Source organism: Pseudoalteromonas umbrosa (assembly GCF_030125375.1).
Taxonomy (GTDB): Bacteria; Pseudomonadota; Gammaproteobacteria; order Enterobacterales; family Alteromonadaceae; genus Pseudoalteromonas; species Pseudoalteromonas umbrosa.
This window is the reverse complement of sequence record NZ_JASJUU010000001.1, coordinates 1,690,942-1,712,498: the sequence shown is the minus strand read 5'-3', so window position 1 is coordinate 1,712,498 and position 21,557 is coordinate 1,690,942. Positions and strand designations below refer to the sequence as shown.

At 38.6% G+C, this 21,557-nt stretch carries 12 protein-coding genes; all 12 read left to right on the top strand.

The genetic code is table 11. From position 1 onward, the window contains the following. On the top strand, positions 1-5,536 hold a 5,536-nt coding region (locus QNM16_RS07245), incomplete at its 5' end, for a non-ribosomal peptide synthetase (RefSeq protein ID WP_284019876.1). Continuing rightward, entirely contained in the window at positions 5,536-9,774 is a 4,239-nt protein-coding gene (locus tag QNM16_RS07240) for an amino acid adenylation domain-containing protein (RefSeq protein WP_284019875.1), read from the top strand. The genes QNM16_RS07245 and QNM16_RS07240, both read left to right, overlap by 1 nt. Positions 9,775-9,831: 57 nt before the next feature. Next, positions 9,832-10,317 carry a VOC family protein gene (locus tag QNM16_RS07235; RefSeq protein ID WP_284019874.1) on the top strand — a complete coding sequence of 162 codons (486 nt, stop codon included), beginning with the start codon at positions 9,832-9,834 and terminating at the stop codon, positions 10,315-10,317. 9 nt (positions 10,318-10,326) lie between these two features. Beyond that, positions 10,327-11,583, top strand: coding sequence for an aminotransferase-like domain-containing protein (locus QNM16_RS07230; protein WP_284019873.1), 1,257 nt, complete (start codon positions 10,327-10,329; stop codon positions 11,581-11,583). After that, the gene (locus tag QNM16_RS07225) at positions 11,570-12,592 is read left to right on the top strand and encodes an Ldh family oxidoreductase (protein ID WP_284019872.1); all 1,023 of its coding nucleotides are present in this window, start codon (positions 11,570-11,572) and stop codon (positions 12,590-12,592) included. The genes QNM16_RS07230 and QNM16_RS07225 overlap by 14 nt, the downstream gene beginning before the upstream one ends. A gap of 58 nt (positions 12,593-12,650) precedes the next feature. After that, a complete protein-coding gene (locus tag QNM16_RS07220; RefSeq protein WP_284019871.1) occupies positions 12,651-14,246 on the top strand; it encodes an MBL fold metallo-hydrolase in 1,596 nt (531 codons plus the stop codon). 93 nt (positions 14,247-14,339) lie between these two features. Continuing rightward, a complete protein-coding gene (locus QNM16_RS07215) occupies positions 14,340-15,575 on the top strand; it encodes an efflux RND transporter periplasmic adaptor subunit (protein ID WP_284019870.1) in 1,236 nt (411 codons plus the stop codon). Between the two features lie 11 nt (positions 15,576-15,586). Then, a complete protein-coding gene (locus tag QNM16_RS07210; RefSeq protein WP_284019869.1) occupies positions 15,587-16,291 on the top strand; it encodes an ABC transporter ATP-binding protein in 705 nt (234 codons plus the stop codon). Further along, a complete protein-coding gene (locus QNM16_RS07205; protein WP_284019868.1) occupies positions 16,288-18,690 on the top strand; it encodes an ABC transporter permease in 2,403 nt (800 codons plus the stop codon). Before QNM16_RS07210 ends, QNM16_RS07205 begins: the two co-directional genes overlap by 4 nt. A gap of 61 nt (positions 18,691-18,751) precedes the next feature. After that, positions 18,752-19,441, top strand: coding sequence for a hypothetical protein (locus tag QNM16_RS07200; protein ID WP_284019867.1), 690 nt, complete (start codon positions 18,752-18,754; stop codon positions 19,439-19,441). Positions 19,442-19,936: 495 nt separating this feature from the next. Further along, positions 19,937-20,809: a helix-turn-helix domain-containing protein gene (locus QNM16_RS07195; protein ID WP_284019866.1), complete on the top strand. Its 873-nt coding sequence runs from the start codon at positions 19,937-19,939 to the stop codon at positions 20,807-20,809. A 93-nt stretch (positions 20,810-20,902) separates the two neighbouring features. Beyond that, entirely contained in the window at positions 20,903-21,280 is a 378-nt protein-coding gene (locus tag QNM16_RS07190) for a hypothetical protein (protein WP_284019865.1), read from the top strand. Positions 21,281-21,557 lie beyond the last annotated feature (277 nt).

Here is a 21,557-nt window from a genome sequence, read left to right as displayed (position 1 = left end):
AGTTCCAGCGGTGTTAAGTATTGATGAAACACAGACAGTAGGGGCGTGGCTAAAAGATCTACATAGCGACTTAATTGAGCGAGAGTCTTATAGCTATTTACCACTGGCAGAGATCCAGCGCCTTTCAACATTGGGGCATCATGGTTTGTTTCATAGTTTACTCACTTATGAAAACTTTCCAGTAGAACCTGTAGAAAGTAGTTCCACTGATCAGCCAGTTGTTGTACAGGAAAAATTTGAGAGCTTTGATAGTGCTGATTATGATATTGCTATCCGCGTATCACAAACTAAGACATTACACATTAAGTTTAATTACAACGCATTATGCTTTGATGTTTTGCATATGGCTAAAGTCATTGAACACTTCAAAGCGTTACTTCTAAATTTAAGGCATAGTCCGAAAAAGCAACTGCAAGAAATTGCTATGCTTAGTGAAGCCGAAGTCCAAAAACTTGGTTCAATTGGCTCATCCAAAAAGATAAATCATAATGAAGGCTTACTTCACAATTTATTTGAACAGCAGGCGAAGAAAACACCCAATAAACTCGCACTGAATTGTAAAACAGAGTCCCTGAGCTTTTCTCAGTTAAATAATCAAGCAAACCAATTAGCGTATTTGCTAAAAAGTGCTGGTGTTGAAAAAGAAACATTGGTTGGATTATGCGTATCTAGGGGATGCAACATGATTGTTGCTATGCTAGCTATTTTGAAAGCAGGGGGGGCATTTGTTGCTTTAGACCCTGCTTTACCAGAAGAGCGCATGGCATTAATGGTAAAAGATGCTGACCTTAAATATGTTGTTAGTGAGTCTGATTGCTATCCTCGTGCTTTATTGCATTCAGAGATGATTGAGTTCAATATATCAACAGATTCTCTTCAAGCTAAACTGGAGCAATCACCCTCTGATGATTTAGGTGAATATGCAGAGCAAGACGCAAGTCAATTGGCTTATGTTATTTATACATCGGGGTCTACTGGGCAACCAAAAGGTGTCATGATTGAACATGGTGGTCTTATCAATTTAGCTCTAAACTTAAAGAGTGAATTACCTGATACGAGTTTAGGAGCTTGGGGGCTAGTAGCTTCATATGCATTTGACTCAGCTATGAAGGCGGTAACGCAGCTGTGTTTTGGCAGACCATTAACGATTATTACGGATGAACAAAAACTGTCTGTAGATGCGCTTAATTCGTGTATTGAAGACAATAATATTAGAATTATTGATTGTACCCCTTCCTTATTAGAAGCTTGGTACTTGCAAGGCAAATTGAGTTATCAAACTGATCTAGTACTGGGTGGAGAGGATATATCTCATTCTCTTTGGTCTCAGTTGCTATCTCAACGTCAGCAAGGTGTCAGAGCATTTAATGTTTATGGGCCAACAGAAGCAACGGTTAATACAACTTGCATTGAAATAAAGTCAGCACAGCGTTCTATTGGTAAAACACTAAAAAATGTAGTTGGTATCTCACTTAATCGCTATGGAAATGAAGTGCCTGTAGGCGGAGTTGGTGAGCTCTATATTGGTGGTATACAGCTCGCCAGAGGCTATTTAAATCAAGCGGAACTCACTAAAAAAGCATTTAACAATAAGCGTATTGGTGACGTAACTACTAGGCTATATAAAAGCGGCGATCTTGTTAAAAGGCTTGAAAATGGCGAGTTTAGCTTTGTTGGCCGCGTGGATGAACAAGTTAAAATTAGAGGATTTAGGGTCGAGTTAGGGGAGATTGAATCAAAGTTACTCAATCATCATGAAGTCGAAAACTGCGTTGTGACTGTTGATAATAGTACCGGCTATCAACAGCTAGTTGCCTATTTAGTTTGTAAACGAAACAATGAGCAAGATAAAGTGCAGTTAGCACTTCAAGCATTATTATGTACTTGCTTACCTGATTATATGCATCCGACGGCTTGGGTATTTTTGGATTTACTGCCGTTAACGGTAAATGGAAAAGTAGATAAACGTAAACTACCAGCGCCGACTTATAGCCCGGTGGAACAGCAAATTATTGCGTTGGAAACTGATACTCAACACAAGTTAGCGGTAGCATGGCAAGCGGTATTGAAGTGTTCAGGTGGGCAAGTAGGCGTGAACAGTAACTTTTTCATGCTTGGAGGTAATTCACTTGCGTTAATGCACTTAAGCGCGCAAATCGAGGAGCTATTTGGATTTAAACCTGCTTTAAAGCAGCTATTTGAAAATCTCACATTGCAATCTCAAGCGACACTAATAGATAAAATGGCACATGATGTTCAGACTGCGCCTAGAAAAATTGTCGCAAGGCAGAGGGATATCGAACATATTCCGCTTTCAAGTGAGCAACAACGTCTGTGGTTAGTCGAGCAAATTGGTTTGGGTAGTACAGAGTACAATATGCAGTTTGCTCTTGAGGTTCGGGGCGAATTTGATCTAGATTGTGCAGAGCAAGCAATGTCTGAGATAGTGCAAAGACATACGGTATTACGCACCACTTTCCATGAACAACATGGTAGGCCATATCAACAAATAAATGCTCCTCAACCATTTAAAATCAAACAGAGTTCATTAAATCTAGAGACGCTTGAAGAGCAACAAAAGTATATTTCAGATCACGTTGCTAAGGATATGCGGCAACCTTTCGATTTAACTAGGGATCTAATGATCCGAGCGTCTTATATTTCATTAGGTGATACGCCGAAACGTGGTGTTTTAATTGTAAATATGCATCATATTGCTTCTGATGGTTGGTCTATGGGTTTGCTTCGAACTGAGTTTTTGGCTCTTTATCAGGCTTTTAAAGAATCTAAAGTAACGAGCTTGCCTGAATTAAAGCTACAGTATAGTGATTATGCAATATGGCAATCTGAGCAAAGAGAAGATGGACGTTATGAGCAGCAGTTAAATTATTGGAAATCGCATTTAGCTGGGGTGCCTTCATGTCATGAATTGCCACTTATTAATGCGCGGCCAGACATAAAGTCTTATCGAGGTAGTAAAGTCACTTGCTTGATCCCTAAATTACAAGTAGATGATTTGTCGAAGCTTGCTGCGGCAAATAATGCGACTTTGTTTATGGCATTGCATTCCGCTTTGGCCATCGCATTGTCAAGGCATAGCAATTCTAATGACATTGTTATCGGCACGCCAGTGGCTAATAGGTCACAGCAAGAGCTTGCGTCTATGATCGGGTTTTTGGTAAATACTTTGCCGTTGAGGACTCAATGTGGAGGGGAGACATATGAAGCATTCCTGGCTCATGTCAGAGATGTACATTTAGCTGCCCATGCAAATCAGAATATTTCACTGGAGCAGTTAGTCGATGAGTTAGCGCTTCCTCGAACTAAGCAACATTCTACATTGGTGCAAATTATGTTCAGTTTAAGTGTTGACGCTGAGGAACCAGTAAAGACCCCAGCGCTATCTGATGTTGAATTTATACCGTTAAGTTCAGAGCAGGTTGTGGCTAAGTTTGATATTGATATTGAATGCAAGGTAACAGAGCAGGGTATCATCGGCTCTTGGACGTTTGATGAGACATTGTTTAGTCATGAACAGATACAGGCTATGATGCAGCATTGGGTAAGGCTTGTGCAAAGTATTGTTGCTACTCCTGCAGCAAAACTTGATTCATTGATGATGTTGAGTGACAAAGAGCTTGATAATCAGATTAATAAGCAAAACACCAAAGTCGAATATAACGGTGACAGCCAGCATGTTTGTGAGCAATTTGAAGCGAGAGTTGATACTAACCCAGCGGCAACAGCGCTTATTTATGGTGATGATAGAATTACATACGGTGAATTAAGTCGATCTGCTAACAGGTTAGCACGGTATTTAAGTTCATTAGGGGTCTCAAAAGGTGATCGGGTTGGTGTTTGTGTTGAGAAATCCCCGGCACTTATAAGCAGTGTATTAGCCGCATTAAAGTTAGGTGCTACCTATGTGCCGATAGATCCTAATTATCCCGCGTCTCGAATATCACATATTACGCAGGATTCAGAGTTGAGTGTATTGGTATGTGATACGTTAATAGCTTCACTGCAAACAGCTTCTGTGGCGCACATTATCGACTTATCTGAACCACAACAAAGGTGCATAATAGATGCTCAAAGCAGTCATGATCTGGCCCTTGAAATAAAAGACATCGAAGCATTACCTGCTTATATGATTTATACTTCAGGCTCAACGGGAAAACCAAAAGGCGTAGTTGTTCAGCACTTGGCCTTAAATAGTCACTTTGACTATATGCAGGAGTTGTTGCCGATCACATTGAACGATATTGTTCCCAGTATTGCATCTTTTTCATTTGATATTTCGTTAATTGAATTACTTTATCCGTTGACTCAGGGAGCGACAGTTAAATTAATAGAAGAACGTGTAGTACAAGATGTTGTTATGTTAGAACGTTGCTTACAAGACAGTACTTTTATTCATATGACACCAGGGCTGGCGTCACTTTGGATTAACCAAGTGAAAGAGCGCAACACTCAAAGTGAGTATGGAAAATTGAAGTATATTGCAACGGGAGGCGATAAAGTTAGTCCTGATTTACTTGCGGCGTTATCCCACACATTTAAATCGGCAAAGATTTGGCAATTTTATGGACCTACTGAGGCGTCAATGTTCAGTGTGTGCAATACCAATGCAGGTGAAAACACTAAATCTATAGGTAATGCAACTAAATATACACAGCTTTATATAGTGAAAGATAATATGATTCAGCCACACGGCTGTGTTGGAGAATTGTATATTGGGGGCCCAGGCCTAGCTCAAGGTTATTTTAATCAGCCTAGTTTAACGTCTGATAAATTTGTGGAAAACACTTTATGGCCTGATGCGACTGGCCGTCTATATAAAACTGGTGATTTGGTCCGTTATATAGGCGCAGACACACTTGAATTCATCGGTAGGAATGATGAGCAAGTAAAAGTGCGAGGCCATCGTATTGAGTTAGGTGAAATAGAAGCCCAGCTCAATCAAATAGATTGGGTTGATAGCAGTATTGCACTTGTTAAACATAATCAATTTAATGACAACGAAATCACGGCATACCTCTCAGTTAATGATCAAGTACAAATCGACTTAAATGCAGTTTATGGATATCTTCGTTCAGTTTTACCTGATTACATGATACCAGCACACTTTGTACAAGTGGATAACTGGCCGATGACAGAACATGGAAAATTGGATCGCAAGGCGCTGTTGTTGCTTAAACCTATCTCCAGCGAAGTAGACTTCATAGCGCCAGATGGAGATGTTGAGATTCAGTTGGTGTCTATCTGGGCTGAGCTTTTACAAAAGCCGATTGATGAGATAAGTGTTATGGATAATTTTTTCCATAATGGCGGGAATTCACTTCTGGCGGTGAGACTGATAACAAAGGTGAAGGCGGTGTTTGGTATTGAACACAGCAATATCGGAGTGAAGGATGTATTTACTGCTCCAGTGTTAAAGAATATGGCTGATTATATTGAGAAAGATCTTTTGACAAATCAATTGGTCGATAAAAGTGCTTTGTGTAATGTCGATGAGCTAGAAGAAGGTGAGATTTAATGGATGTCAAAGACCTACTGCAAGTTGTGAATGAGCAGGAAATATATTTGTTTCTTCAAGATGGCAAATTGAAATTTAAAGCAAAACCAGGCGCGATGAATGCTCAAATTAAAGGGCTTTTAGGGCAATATAAAGTAGAAATTATTGATCTATTATCTCGTAAAAGCCAAGTTGATGACGCAAAAGCTCTCTCTAATTTAAAGCCAAGCAATTTAAGCCGAGCACCTTTGTCACATGCTCAACAACGGCTTTGGATGTTGGATCAGCTCAATGGCAAAAGCACGGAGTATAACTTGCCGACAGTGTTTGAAGTGTCTGGGTGTTTAGATTTGACTGTCACGAACAAAGTGATGAACGAGATAATACAAAGGCATCATATTTTACGGACAAATTATATAACTGAAGCAGGAGAACCGCTTCAGTATGTCCGTACTGATGTGGTATTTGAACTTGAATGTCATGATGTTTCTGAGCTTGATGAGGAAAAACAGACTTTAAAAATTAAGTCAATATTGGATAAAGACTTTAAGAAGCCATTTAACTTGGCAAGTGACTTGATGATAAGAGGTGTTTATATTGGCGGCTCGGAAAGTGCTGGAGTATTGGCATTGAACATCCATCATATTGCTTCAGATGGTTGGTCTGTTAAGTTACTAATGCAGGAGTTTAGTGTTTTATATCATGCCTTCTCACATGGCCACTCATCTCCTTTGAAACCTTTACAACTTCAGTATATTGATTACGCCCATTGGCAATCAGAAAATCTGAGTGAGCAAAAACTACAAGTTCAACAAGATTATTGGCGTACTCAATTAGCAGATGTGAAAAAGCTACATGATTTACCCATTGATTTTACAAGGCCTAGGGTCAAATCCAATCGAGGTGCTACAGTTGAATCATCAATTTCTGGCTCAGCTTGCAAGGCATTTCATGAGGTAGCCAAGCAATTCAATTTAACTCCGTTCATGTTGTTTCACGCGTTATTTGCAGTATTTATTGCTAGATTTAGTAACTCAAATGACACCATTGTAGGTACGCCAGTTGCGGACAGAAAACATGAAGATCTTGAACCAGTAGTTGGTTTCTTTGTTAATACCTTACCTCTGAGAGTTCAAGTGGCTGGTCAAACAGTTGCAGAGTACTTCGAGATGGTGCGCGCGACACATATCGATGGCCAAAGTCATCTTGATATCCCTTTTGAACAGTTAGTCGAAATGCTGGGTATTCCTCATGAACAATCATTCTCCCCGCTATTTCAAATTATGCTCACGACCAACACAAATTATGGTCTACAAAGCAATCCACCCACAGAAAGCTCATTTACAGGGCCAAGTATTAAACCACTTAAATCTGCAGTTGCAACGACAGTCAAGTTTGACCTTGAAGTTGAGTTTAATGATTTTCAAGATACGGCTCAGATTAATTGGAAGTTTGATACGGCCTTATTTACTGAAAGTAAAATAAAGCAGTTTAGTGGTTATTTAATAACATTAATTAATAATCTGTCCTTGGTGAATTTGCGGGAGCAAGCACTCAATAATTTGATGTTACTTGATGTATCGGAGCAAGTTGAGCACCTACAAAGCCAAAAGGTAAAGCAAAGTCCAAATGCTCAACGATGCTTTCATGAGTTGTTTGAAGCTCAAGCAATCGAAACACCTCATGCAATTGCTTTGGAGTTTCAAGGTAAATACATCAGTTATGAAGAATTGAACCTGCGTTCATCACAGCTGGCGAAATATTTAAATGAATGTTTAAACGTAAAACCTACTGAAAGCGTCATTATTAGTGCAAGGCGTTCAACGGACTTGGTTATCGCTATATTAGGCGTGCTCAAAGCGGGCGGAGCATATGTACCTATAGCAGTAGACCAACCAATTAGCCGAGCAGATTATGTCGCTCAAAGCGTTGGTGCGGTTGCTGTATTATGCGATCAATTCGGCGCACAGTTATTTAGTGACCTAGACTGTCCTGTTGAGCTTTTAGAGCAACAGAATTACTTAGGAGTAAAAGTAGATGCATTTAGTGCCGTAGAAGTATGCACAGCGCAGGCTGCATATACTTTGTTTACTTCGGGTTCAACAGGTAAACCTAAGGGCGTGACAGTCTCTAATCAGGCATTGGCAAGCTATTTGACGGCAGCACAAGAGACTTATTGGCATGATGATTTGGTGGCTTCAGTTGTAAGCACTTCAATTAACTTTGATGCGACGCTCACCTCTTTATTAGTGCCTTTAATATCAGGTGGCTTTGTTAAACTTGTTGAAGAGGGGCCTGATGAGATATCTAAGTTATATGCATTGATAAAAAATACAAACGAAAACCTACTCTTTAAGCTGACGCCATCTCACTTAAACGCCATGAAGCCTTTTTTGGAGGGGTCATGTGACGGTTTTCCACAGGTTCAACATTGTGTTGTTGTTGGTGGAGAGCAACTCACTTATAACTGTATCGCGCCATGGGTACGCAATGCTTTTTCTAACGCATTGATATTTAACGAATATGGTCCTACGGAAGCGACTGTTGGATGCTGTGTCTATAGATTGAATAATGCGCAGCTTCCAGATGACATAGTACCGATTGGCAAGCCTTTATGTAACACTGCTCTGTATGTTTTAGATAAACACCAAGCGATGTTGCCATATGGTGCCATCGGAGAATTATATATTGGTGGAAATGCCTTAGCTGATGGGTATTTAAATAACCCTGAACAGACACAAAAGCAGTTTATTACGACCCCTGATAGTTTGACTGCAGAAGCAGGCTCTGTGGCCAAATTGTATAAAACGGGTGACCTTGTTAGGTATCTTCAAGATGGAAACCTTGAATTTATAGAGCGTATTGACGAGCAAATTAAAATAAATGGATACAGAATAGAGATTTCAGAAATAGAAAATAAGCTTAATCTGCTAGAGTATATCGACTCGGCAATTGTCACCTGCACAAAATCTCAAAGCGATGAATATAAATTGACGGCGTATGTCAAATTGGGTCTCATGCGTGAGACAACTTTGAATGACAGGGCTTGGGGGAAAATTATCCGACAGGACTTAAGCTATGTTTTACCTCAATATATGTTACCAAATCAGATTATAGAGGTTGAAGGCTGGCCTTTGACACTTAATGGCAAAGTTGACTACAAAAATTTACCCGACTTTGCTAAAAAGCAATTTGAGGTGGAAATGGAGCCCCCCTCGTCTGATATGGAAATTAAGCTCTCTGCTATTTGGTCCGATATTTTGGGCTTAAAACCTTCGAAGATATTTCGAAATATCAGCTTCTTCGAGCTGGGAGGTAGCTCTTTAGGACTAATCAAACTGCTGAAAAAGATTGAAGATGAACTTCTTTACGATATTAGTATGCAAGACATATATCAAAATATAACGATACAGTTATTGGCAGAAAAGCTGGAAGGGTCAGAACAGCAGAAAGGTCGAGAGCTAGAAATAGTGCAATTATCTAAGGCTGAAAATGGAAGGAACCTTTTCATTTTTCCTCCATTTCTCGCCAATAGCCACTGTTACACGCACCTTGCGGAGTATTTCTCAGGGACATTGAATATATATGGTGTCAATGTTGTACACGATGAAGCGCCTGTGATGCGTTTTACAAATGTAGTGGAAATAGCAAAGCATTATTTGGAAGCAATCAAACAGGTTTGTCCGAATGGGCCTTATTATTTGGCTGGCTGGTCAATGGGAGGCCTTCTGGCATATTACGTTGCTATTTTACTCAAGTATCAAGGTAGCGATGTTCTATCAGTCACCATGTTAGATAGTGTTCAGCCAGAACAATTTGTCAATGTGAGTTATATTGATGGATTGAAAAGTTCTATTCGGAATGTGTTGAAAGGCAATAAGCAAGACTTTGAGCAGTTTGAGCAAATTATTGATAGTGCTCCTAGTAATGATGAGGCACTGCGTCAAGTTGTTACTGCACTGATGAAGACCGGCGAACAGCGTTATAACACAGTAAATGATTTGCAAAAGCATATTGAGTTTTCTGTCCATTATTCAATGGCACAAAAACCAAAACTACCTTTGTCTAAAGACATAAAAGTGCAACTTGTAGTGCCTCTGCACCGAGCAGATAAAGAGTCATATATTGAGGATTGGAAATCTATTTCAAATGCGCAGATGGAGGTATTTGAGACTCCATCAGGGCATTGGGACTTAGTGTCTTATCAATATGCAGGCTTGGTAGCGAAGGTGATTGATAAGGGAATGGCGAAAAAATAAGTGAGCAGGCCTCAGCCTGCCAATAACGATAATTAGCAATGAAAGAGTAAAATAATCATGTACAATCTATCAAATTTTGGTACTGTTGATCACATTGCGATAGCAGTTCTTGACTTAGACGAAGCAATTAGATACCACACAGATGTTTTAGGGTTCAGGTTAGATTCTATAAGGGATACGGCAGGAAAAAACAGCGGCATGCGATCTGCTGTATTATTTTCAGAGCAATTTTCTGTTGTATTGCTTGTATCGACAAGCGAAGGCTCTCAAATTGAGAAGTATATTAATAAATATGGACCGGGTGTACAGCACATTGCTTTTGCTTGTGAAGATATTGAAACGGTAAGGTCTGACTTGATCGACAAAGGGATGCAGTTTGCTACAGATGTATTAAAAGCAGATGGGTTAAAACAATCTTTTACCAAGCGTGACGAGAATACAGGCATGATGTACGAGCTTATTGAGCGCAGTGGGAACTTTAATTTCGAAGACCAAAATGTTAACAACTTATTCGAACAGCTTGAGTCGAATGATTTATATTAGGAAATATGCATGAAACAATTGGAAGTAATGAACTTTTTGAATGAAGTTTCATCAGTGTTTCCCGATGCTATTTCGTTGGCTTCGGGCAGGCCTAGTGAAAAGCTCTTTGAGCAAATCGATATAGAGAAGTGCAAAAACGTATTTTTGTCTCACTATGCAAATAAACTAGACATAACACTTGAAAAGGCACATACGCTGTTGTTGCAGTATGGACCGAGTGCAGGGATCATAAGAGATTTACTCTCGGTGCATTTAAAAAATGACGAGTCAATTGATGCAGAGGAACAAGATATCATTGTGACGAATGGCTGCCAAGAAGCGCTCACTATGTGGTGCCTAAATGAGCTTAAAAACCCCAATGATTGTGTTCTGACATTTGACCCTTCATATATTGGGCTATCAGGGTTCGTTGAAGCGACAGGAAAAGCTGTATTTCCAATTACATATGATTTCACCACCAAATTTAATGCTGATGAACTCTCATCCTGTCTCGATGAGCAAATCAAGGCGGTTAAGTCTCGGGGATTTAATCCCAAAGCAATTTATGTAAATGGAGACTTTAATAATCCACTTGCGTATAACATGACTGAAGAGCAAAAAAGCGCATTATTAGACTTCTGTTTTCGTGTTGGTTTACAAATAATAGAAGACAATCCTTATGGCTTGTTTAGCTATTTGGAGCATAAAGAACGTACAATGAAGTCTTTAGACAAACATAATATCGTTTATTATATAGGTTCTTTCTCCAAATCGATCTGTCCGGCGTTACGTGTCGGTTATTTGGTTGTACCAAAAGGGGCGAGTGATAAAAGAACTCAGCTTGTCGCATTGAAAAGTTTGATCTCGGTAAATACTAGCCAAGTGTGTCAAGCTGTTGTGGGTGGCTACTTACTTCAGAATCAAGTTAGTTTGCTTCCAGGTGTTCAGAAAGTATTGCCTGACTATAAGCGTCAAAGAGATGCGATTGTGGCAGCATTAGATACGCATCTTAGCTTTGACCAGAATATTACTTGGAATATCCCTCAAGGTGGCTTTTTCATCGTGTTGCAACTACCAATATCTGTTTCTGAGCAAGACGTTTATACATGCGCACAGGAATTCGGTGTAATTATTATGCCAGTGAGCTTTTTTTCTCTGGATGAAGAGTACAACAGCAGGGCAATTAGATTGGCATTTAGTAACTTAGATGGCACGAATTTGACTGAAGCAGTAAAGCGATTAGCCGGCTTTCTAAAACAAAGGATACAAAAAAGTGAAAGCAACTAATTCTACGATTCAAGCAAACCATATTCGTCGATTGATGATCGATAAATTTGTATCGTTAGGACTTAATGAAGACGATGCAAGTGTTATTGCATTGCACTTGACCGAAACAAGCCTAGACGGAACCGATACACACGGAATTCGATTGTTTCCAACATATGTGAAAGAATTTGAGGGAGGGCGATCGAACCCTAAACCTCATATAAAAGTTGAAAATGAGAGTGCCGTCTCTGCCTTAATTGATGCTGGCGGTGCCAATGGGATCATCGCTGCGGAATATGCAATTAAGATTGCAATCGATAAGGCTAAACGTGAAGGGCTAAGTGCGATTGTAGTTAAAAATTCTAACCATTTTGGTGCGGCAATTAATTATTCAAAACAAGCTGCAAAAGAAGGATTAATTGCGATTAGCTTAACAAATAGTGATGCATTAGTTTCATTGGCTGGCGGCAAAGAGCCATTGCTTGGCACTAACCCCATTGGCTTTAGTGCCCCGGCTCATGAGCAGGCCTTTCACTCCGACTTTGCAACGAGTCAGGTGTCTTATTCAAAAGTAAAGCATTGGCAAAAAGTAGGTGCAGAGATACCATTTGGTTGCGCAAGAGATGAGAGTGGTGAAGAAAGTGCGCAGAGCCAAAAGGTGTCATCATTACAAGCTCTTGGTGGTTACAAAGGGCAGGGGCTAGGCTTTATGGTTCAGATTTTGACTGCCGTATTAGGTGGTGCACCTTTTGACCATGAGCTCAGCCATTTATATAGTGAACCTTATGATAAACCAAGAGAAGTAGCGCATTTTTTTTTGGTGATCAACCCAAGTCTATTTGGTCACAGTCAAGATTTTAAATCTAGAGTTGATGGGCTGATAAGCGAGGCAAGAGCTCACTCTCCTTTAGCGACATTGCCCGGTGAGATAGAGTCACAAACGAAAAATATTAGGTTGTCTGAGGGGATCCCGATTGAACCAGAGTTTAAAGCTTGGTTAGATGAATTAGAGACGCCAATAACCCCATAATAATTAAAAGCACTGGTTATGATAGTCAGTGATAACAGAGTTGAGCTGGAGAAGTATTTTGTCTGAGAAATTATTGTATTTAAAAGAAGAAGCTTATTTCGAACCCTTGGTAAATAACTGGTATGCATGGGCATTTTTGATACCGCCCCTAACGTGTGCACGTTATGTTGATAAAACACATAGACGCATCATGAAATCTTTTGTGAATAATTATCGACTGCATATTATGGCATCTAAAGAGTCCGCACTAACTGGCGGAGAATTTGTTTCATGCACAGAAGAGCAGGTTCAAGATATTAAAAGTTTGATTGAAGATATTGAAAAGGGCCCACATAATTTTATCGAGCTCTCAAATGCAATTAAGGAACTGGAATCTGAACTGCGTAATCACGTTAATGGCGAGAGCATTGAGTATCTTTATTCAAAAGTGCCCGAAATGCTCAGAGGGTTCGTGGAGATATTTTTAGATCTTGAGCACAAGCCCTCTTATCGCGTCATTGAGCCCTTGGTATATGCAAGCGAGCTATACAATACTGATGTTCAAAAATCTGCTTTTGGTTTGGTTGCAGATGATAAAGAGCGAGGGTTTGTGTTTAGCACACCCAGACTGCCAGATGCGGATCATATACATGTTAATTTAGAGCTAAAGTCAGAGGTTTTAGATCGAATATTTGCAAGTAGAACTCAGCCTATGACAGAGTCGGAAATAGAAGAAATTTTCGGTAGCTTAGAGAAAAAAGGCGGACTTGATTATAGAGCGTTATTTACTGAAACCCCACCAGATAAATCTTGTCCTCAGCTTACTGATGGTATTCGGTTGGAATATTTGGGTCATGCAGGTTTTCTTGTGCAGTCTGCACACGACAGTATCTTGATTGATCCTATGATGGCAACATTAGCACCAAGTCAAAAAAATGAGGCAATTCGATATTGTGAATTACCTGAACAATTAGATTATATTCTGTTGACTCATGCTCACAGTGATCACTACAGCTTAGAAACGTTAATTCAATTACGACACAAAACGAATTGTGTTGTAGTGCCCAAAAATAATGGTGGGACATTAGCTGATCCATCGATGAAATTAAGCTTAAAGCAGCTTGGTTTTAATGTTATCGAAGTTGATGATATGGAGGTGATAAATCTCAAATCAGGTACAGTCACAAGCATTCCATTTTTGGGAGAGCATGGTGACTTGAATATCCGTTCCAAATCCGCATGGCTTATTGAAACTCAAGGGAAGAAACTTTATTTTGGCGCTGACTCATCTAACCCTGATTGCGAGTTGTTCGAACATATTCGCAAAAGTATCGGCTCTTTAGATTATCTTTTTATCGGTATGGAGTGTGTTGGCGCGCCTTATACATGGAGCTATGGGGCGTTACATACGCAAATGGTGTCTAAATCAATTAAGAATTCTAGAAGGCTCAATGGTTCTGATTGTAAACAAGCACTTGGTATAATAGATAAACTAACACCAGATCATGTTTATATATATGCCTTAGGTATGGAGCCATGGTATAAGTATCTGATGGGTATAGAGTATGATGATGAATCTACCCAAATTGTAGAATCGAATGAACTAGTCAACACCTTAGAAGCACGACAAATTGAAGTAGGTCGTTTATATGGGAAGAAGCAGTTTATGCTTTAGTCAATCTTGGTTTAAGCATGCGTACTTCTGATTTTCAATGGGGTGAAGTACGCCATTCAGGGTATCGATTATGAATCTAATTAGGAAGTTGCTTTGGATACAATAAAGTCAGGAAAAAAAACAAAACCGTGGAAAAAACTTGCTTTGCCAGCTTCTGTGATAGTCGCAATTGCACTACTAGTTGTTTTTGATGATGGCAATACTGGCGTGCAGGTCAATAAAGAGCAGGTAGTCTTTGCTGAGGTTAAAAGGGGTAATATAGATATCTCAGTTGAGGGTTATGGCGTGCTTAAATCTAAAAAGCAGTCAATAGTAACTTCGCTGACAAAAGTGACTATGACAGAGCTTTTATTAAAGCCAGGTGCTACAGTTTCTGAAAATAGTGTGATTGCACGTTTTGAAAACAGGGAGTTAGAGCTTGAGTATGAGAATAAAAATAATGAGCTCAAGAAAGAGCAATCTAATGTTCTACAACTGCAGATTAATAATCGACGTGAGCTGTTAGACGAAAAAGACAAATATTTAGAGCTACATTATAAATATGAAAGCGCTCGACGCTATTTCAATGCTCAAAAAAAGCTTAATAGTATATCAGCTTTAAAACTAGCGGATAGCGAAGCTGAAATGAAGCAATACAAAAGTCAGCTTGATGGGGCCGCTGAACGTTTAAAGCAATTGGAGGAGTTACATAAAGTTGCGACAAGGCTGCAAGAGCAGAAGGTCGAATTTGCGCAGCTCCAATTACAAAACATTAAAGAGCAAAGAGATAACTTATCTCTTAGGGCTGGAATGAGCGGGATTTTGCAAAAGCTTTTTGTAGAGCTTGGTCAAACAGTCGAAGCCGGGGGGGAGATTGCTTTGGTTGGTAGCGTTGAGGAAATGGTTGCGGAAATAAAAATACCTCAGCACCAAGTTGAATATTTGGAAGTGGGACAAGTTACACGAATTTATAACCAAAAGGACAGCGCATTGGGCGCGATAGCTAGAATTGAGCCCTCGGTAGAGAATAATACAGTGACAGTGGAGGTTGAGCTCAATAGCGAATTACCAAAGTCATTTCGGATTATGTCTAATATAGAGGCATCAGTCATGATTGAAACGCTTAGTAGTGTTTTGTATATCAATAAGCCTACCAATGTACAGCAAAATGCACATGCATCCTTGTTTTCCTTGGTTGAAGGTGGGGATTCTGCTCAGCGAGTACCAGTGCACTTTGGAAAGGCAAATAGGAACGTTGTCCAAGTGCTATCAGGCTTAAATCAAGGCGATATAATCATTATTTCAGACCTGACGCAAGTGAGTCAGGATACAAAAAAAATACAGTTTTAGGTTGGGGAATTATGGATAACTTTGTGGTAGAGCTTAAAGATATATGTAAAAAGTTCGAGTTGGAGCATATGCAAACTGATGCACTTAAAAATATCAATTTGCAGATAAAAAAAGGGGAGTATCTATCTATTTCAGGGCCATCGGGTTGTGGTAAGTCGACTCTGCTTTCAATTCTCGGGATGTTGGATGCACCATCAAGTGGAGAGTATTTACTTAATGGTAAAAATGTCGCTGAGTTAAGTGATACAGAGGGAGCAAGAGTACGAAATAAAGAAATTGGATTTATCTTTCAGTCATTTAACTTGATAGATGAAATCAATGTATTCGACAATATTGCTTTGCCACTATCTTATCGTGATAACAAACCTAGCAACGCTGAAATAAAGCAAAAAGTAGAGGAGTGTATCGAGTTAGTAGGGCTAAGCTCTCGACTGTTACACTATCCAAAACAATTATCTGGTGGACAGCAACAGCGGGTATCAATTGCAAGAGCACTAGTGACAAATCCTTCAATTCTGCTGGTTGATGAAGCAACTGGTAATCTCGACAGTAAAAGTGGTGATGCCGTTATGGAAGTGTTTTCTAACTTGAATCAACAAGGTACTACAATTTGTGCCGTGACTCATGATACAAGGTACATGGATCATGCTAGCCGACAATTAAAATTACTAGATGGCGTATTTTGGCAAAACGAAGAAATTAGGCAGGCGATATGAATATGAAGCAAACCTTTTTTGCCTTGCAAAAGAAGTTGGGTTTTTCAGCTTCGTTTGTATTGACAATGGGTGTTACTATAGGCGTTTTTTTAGCCGTAGCTGTGTTGTATTATGTCACACTGTTACAGCCCTTAAGTTATCAAAAGCAAACTAACTTGTTTGTTCTAGAGAGCAAAATACAAGGACACCCAAGAGCACCTAAAGTATCCATGTATCCTTATCCTGTTGTGACTGATATCTACAAACATCAGACACACTTAGACAGCGTTGCAATTGTGACTTACGGCGATGATATATTATTCTCTTTGCCCTCAAAACCAACTGTGAACCTAGCCTTTGCCACGCCAGAGTACTTTCAGTTGCTGGATGTTGAATATGAACTAGGGACTGGGTTATCTTCAGAAAATACGCTTGAATCGAGCACGCCTGAAGCGGTCATTAGTTATCAGTTGTGGCAAGATAAATTTAACTCTAACCCCGATATTTTAGGCGAAAAGGTCATGTTGGATAGTGTAAGCTATACCATTATTGGGGTTACGTCTGAAGATTTTATAGAGCCGCAGCTGTATGAAGTGGGACTTAAAACGGATGTGTTTTTACCTTGGCCTTTCAACTCGGTACCTGAAAGGGCTAGAAATAGTTGGAGTAATTTTGCTCCAAACTTGTTTGTGTTGAGTTATAAATCTAATGATAGCCCAGTATCTTTTATCGAGTCTCAATTAACATCACAAGTTAATGAACGCTGGAAACAAGAGGTTATTGGTCGAAAATCATTTGAAGGTATGAGTCTAAAAATGGAACTCAAGCCTTTAAAAGATGTGGTAATTGGCGATGGTAGAGATATCTACTTCGTTATGTTACTTGGAGGGATCGGTTTACTGTTGATTGCCTCTACCAATGTACTAAACCTATTAATATCTCGCTTATCTGAACAAAGTCGTAGTCTAGCAATTAGAGCAGCATTAGGTGCAAATAAATGGCATTTGGTTAAACATTTGTATTCAGAAGTGTTCACCCTAATGTTTGCTTCTTTAGTTGTCTCATTGTTAGTTGCATCGCTATTGTTTAGCGTCATTAGAGGGGAGATGCAACTTGTTTTCCCAAGAGCACAGGAGGTGAGTGTGAATGGGTTTACAATTCTTATCGCAAGCCTAACAGCATTTATCTTGTCCATTCTTTTAACATTACTGCCGTCATTAAGTATCAATTACAAAAAGCTAAAATCAGTTGTTCAGGGCAGCGGTAAAGGTTCGGGTATTCAAGTATCGGCGAAGGCTAGAAAGTTCGCTTTGATTTTTGAAGTATTTATTGCTTCGGTTATATCTATTTTTAGTATTATGTATCTTTGGTCTGCGCTTGCAGTGATTAATGCTCCCACACATTTTAAAATTGATGATGTGACCCAAGTCCAATTAACTTACAGTTCTGGTGATGGCATTACAGAAGAAGAGTTTACGTCTGTGATTGAGCAGATACAAGGCGAATTACTTTCTATGGCCGAAGTTGAAAGTGTGAGTAATTCTTCATCTCCGTTTAATGGTTTTAGCGGTAGAAGTGTTACTAAAGTTGTCAATGATGAGCGCTTCACCGTGAGATCCAAATACATAGATGATGAGTACTTCACTATTATTGACCAACAGTTGTCAGCGGGAAGAACGTTCTCTGCCACAGAAGTGAAAGAGGGGGCATTGGTAGCTGTTATAAATGAAAGTTTCAGTGAGTCATTTGGAGGTCCTAATTCTGCTATTAATTCATTAATTAGTATGCGTGATGAACAGTATCAGATAGTGGGAGTAGTTAAGGATATTCATTTACCAAAAGTAGAGGGGCAAGAATTTCGAATATATAGGCCCGCTCCAGAGAAAAATAGCAACTTCATTGTGCAGTTAAAACCTGGCATGACATTAGAACCACAAAGTATCCTCAATTTGATTGATAGGGTTAACCCAAGATTTACGCTATATAAAATGACGGAATTAAAATCACTTTATAATCAGGCTACTTTTTTTGAGATAGTTACTGTAGTTATTTCAACTCTGTTGTTAGTCGTTATTTTATTCCTATGTGCAGTTGGATTATATGGTGTGATTAGTTACGGGGTAAACCTTAGGTCAGTAGAGATTGGAACTAAATTAGCTATTGGCTCATCTAGATTAAAAATGAAGCTAGCAATTGTAAAAGAAAACTCAATACATTTTGCAATTGGCTTTTTATCCAGTGCTTTGATTATTGGTTATTTGATCTGGAAACAGCATATTACTGAGTTTGTTGTTTCTGTATTCATTTCGTCTTTTGTCGTGAGTTCAGCGGCATTACTTGCAGTTGTGGTGTGTGCGTCATATCTGCCGATTAATAATCTTTTACGTAAAAACATATTACAAATTATAAAAGGTGAGTAAATATATCGAAGAGGCCATAGCGCAGTCTATGGCTTCTTCTCGAGAGACATAAGGATTAGTAATGGAAGAAAATATTGCATGGGAAGTTACCTATAATAACAATGAAGCATGCGTACTAAAAAATGTTCATGATTGCTACTATGCAGGCTTTAAAAAACTTGACTATAAAAAAAATGAAAAGCCATCGGTTGATTATATAAATGAAAAGCTGGCTGTTGCTGGGTGGACATTAAAAACTTTTAAAAGAATGACTATCACTTCTTCAAACTGGTTTTCTAGCATTGTTAATTATCAGTTTCCAGTCACGACTATAATGCGTAGCTTGAATTCTAGCACATTTGCTGAAGAGCCTGATTGTTTTCATGATTACTTTGGACATTTACCATTTTTATTTGACCAAAGTTATGTTGACTTATTGATTAAGCTATCCAATGTATACCTCTTGTGTGAAGATGATGAAAGTAGAGAGTTAGTTTATAAAGTTTATTACTATATTTTTGAGTTCGGTGTGTATTTACAAGAAGGTAAAGTTAAACTTCTGGGAAGTGGGTTTTTATCATCATTTGAGCAAAGAGAAAGAGTGCTAAATGGTGATATTAATATTAAAAAGTTCAATGTGGAACAAATATCTCTTGAATCTATCCATAAAGATGGAGTTGTTAATACAGTATTTGTTTTACCTCCCTTTGATGAATTGGATGCAGAAGTGGAAAAGTTAAAGTTAAGTGTTTGCACTGTATCTTGCTATTAAATACCTTTTAAAATGATACAGTATAAAGTGGGTTTCATTATTTTTCAATAAATCCACTTTAGATTTAAATTGGTTTTTAGTTTGATTTTTACCTGTTAATTTTGGTTCTGATGGCTGATTTTATATATTAATTTAACTCGGCTTTAAAGTTTTAATTTTCGAGTATTATTAGTCAGTAACTACTCATTCTATCTCAGTGTTAGAGCTTCACATCCTGTCTTAGTGGCTAAAGCTGTATACTCCCAGTGTGCAGATAATTTTCACTTTCAAGATTTAGCAATCAAACTTTCTTTTCAGTTTTTTGATTTTAGGTTGGTCTTCACTTTCTATATTACCCAGCTTGAGGCTGGCTTAACCTATTTTATCGCTTATTTTTATAGTGCAGATTTTCTGACGACACCAGATAACGTTTATGTTTAAGGGCAGTTATAAGTTAAGACAAATACTACCTATTGCTTTACACTGATTGATATCCAATAAAATTTATACAGAAAAATGGTACTAGAACGTAAATCGCTTTTAAAAAGCCTACGCTACCAAGAGCAAGTGGTTATGGGGCATCGGCAGTTTTCAGCGCCTTTTACTTATCAAGATGGCTTAGTCAATGAAGCTAGATTGATCCATATCTTTAAAGGGCAATCATCTTTAATTTGCGCAGGTAAGACTTTGTCTTTAAAGGCGGGAGATACGTTGTTGATGAAAGCGGATAATTTCATTAATCGCTGGTTAGACAGCCCTCAAGGCAACACAGTTGAATTTGTCGGAGTAAGGTTAACACAGTCGTTAATCCAATCAATATATGAGAATTCATTACCTGAAAGGTTTGTAGGCACTCACTCAAATTTAAAAAATTCAGAATGTGGTTCAGCCGCGGTGATCTCAAACCACAAACTACTCACGGGCTATTTTACGCTGTTGAAACAGTACATTACTCAACCAGATGACATGACAGATAGTTTGATAGCTTTAAAGGTACAAGAGCTAATAGAGCTGATCATACAAGCTGACTCAAGCAGTCAAGTTACGCGACTTCTGAGGGAGCTGTTTATACCCAACCAACCAAAACTACAGCAGGTTGTACAAGCACATTTATATTCTCCTTTGAAGGTCGATGAAATGGCGTTTTTATGTCATATGAGCACATCAACCTTTAATCGAAAATTCAAACAAGTGTATGGTACAAGTGCTAACAAATACCTTGTATTGAGGCGTTTAGAAAAGGCAGAACAGCAAATAAATACCACCAATAAACGCATTACCGATATTGCACTTGAATGCGGTTTTGAGGAGTTGAGTTATTTTTCAAGGGCGTTTAAGCAGCACTTTAACATCACACCAACTGAATTGAGAAAAGCCCATTCTGACTGAAAAGTGCAAATTCGTGACCTAATAGTGCAAGTTAGGCACGGTCAGTTTAAATAGTATATTTGTTATCAAATAACAGATAGATAGGCTATTTTTATGATCAAATTCGCACAAGTGTTATGTGGCATGTTTGTACTTATTCTGGGCTCGGCGGCATTAACCGCCATGCTTTTTCCTGCGATTATTAACGAGCCAAGTGGTTTTAACGTAGTGACAGATTATGGCTTTACTAATTTACGCACACTGGGTGCGCCAACTTTAAGTTTGGCAATTATCACCGCCATTGGTATTTATAAAAAAGCGTGGTTGCTGATTTTACCCGCATCGATGTACTTCTTTCTTAACTTTTTTGCGAGGGCCATTTCGGCTGTGATTGAAGGGTATGAGCCCGCAATGCTGTTTGGGCTTATATTTACGTTCACATTGTTTGTGCTTTCACTAATTGCGTTGCAGGTATTTAAAAAAGAAAATTAAACTGACATTCTTGAAATTAAAGTACATCAATGAAGTTTCAAGATAATCAGCTATACAAGCAATAAAAGTAGGGGTAATTCACTTTTATTGCTTAGAATATTTTAAGTTAGAGAAAAATAAGTTCTTGTCAAAACAACATTTATAGAATGAATCGATTTAAAAGTAATCGCTATTTTTTTTGTTTTTTTACAGTATGTTTTTTCTTTTTATTTTTGAATTTTTTCGTTTGAATAGGGTGTGTTTCTTTAAGTAAAATTAAATTAATTTCATACTGCTA

Excerpts from the sequence above, each read along its gene's own strand:
- QNM16_RS07240 (WP_284019875.1), top strand. The coding sequence starts at position 5,536 with ATGGATGTCAAAGACCTACTGCAAGTTGTGAATGAGCAGGAAATATAT.
- QNM16_RS07235 (WP_284019874.1), top strand. The coding sequence starts at position 9,832 with ATGTACAATCTATCAAATTTTGGTACTGTTGATCACATTGCGATAGCA.
- QNM16_RS07230 (WP_284019873.1), top strand. The coding sequence starts at position 10,327 with ATGAAACAATTGGAAGTAATGAACTTTTTGAATGAAGTTTCATCAGTG.
- QNM16_RS07210 (WP_284019869.1), top strand. The coding sequence starts at position 15,587 with ATGGATAACTTTGTGGTAGAGCTTAAAGATATATGTAAAAAGTTCGAG.
- QNM16_RS07205 (WP_284019868.1), top strand. The coding sequence starts at position 16,288 with ATGAATATGAAGCAAACCTTTTTTGCCTTGCAAAAGAAGTTGGGTTTT.
- QNM16_RS07200 (WP_284019867.1), top strand. The coding sequence starts at position 18,752 with ATGGAAGAAAATATTGCATGGGAAGTTACCTATAATAACAATGAAGCA.
- QNM16_RS07195 (WP_284019866.1), top strand. The coding sequence starts at position 19,937 with ATGGTACTAGAACGTAAATCGCTTTTAAAAAGCCTACGCTACCAAGAG.
- QNM16_RS07190 (WP_284019865.1), top strand. The coding sequence starts at position 20,903 with ATGATCAAATTCGCACAAGTGTTATGTGGCATGTTTGTACTTATTCTG.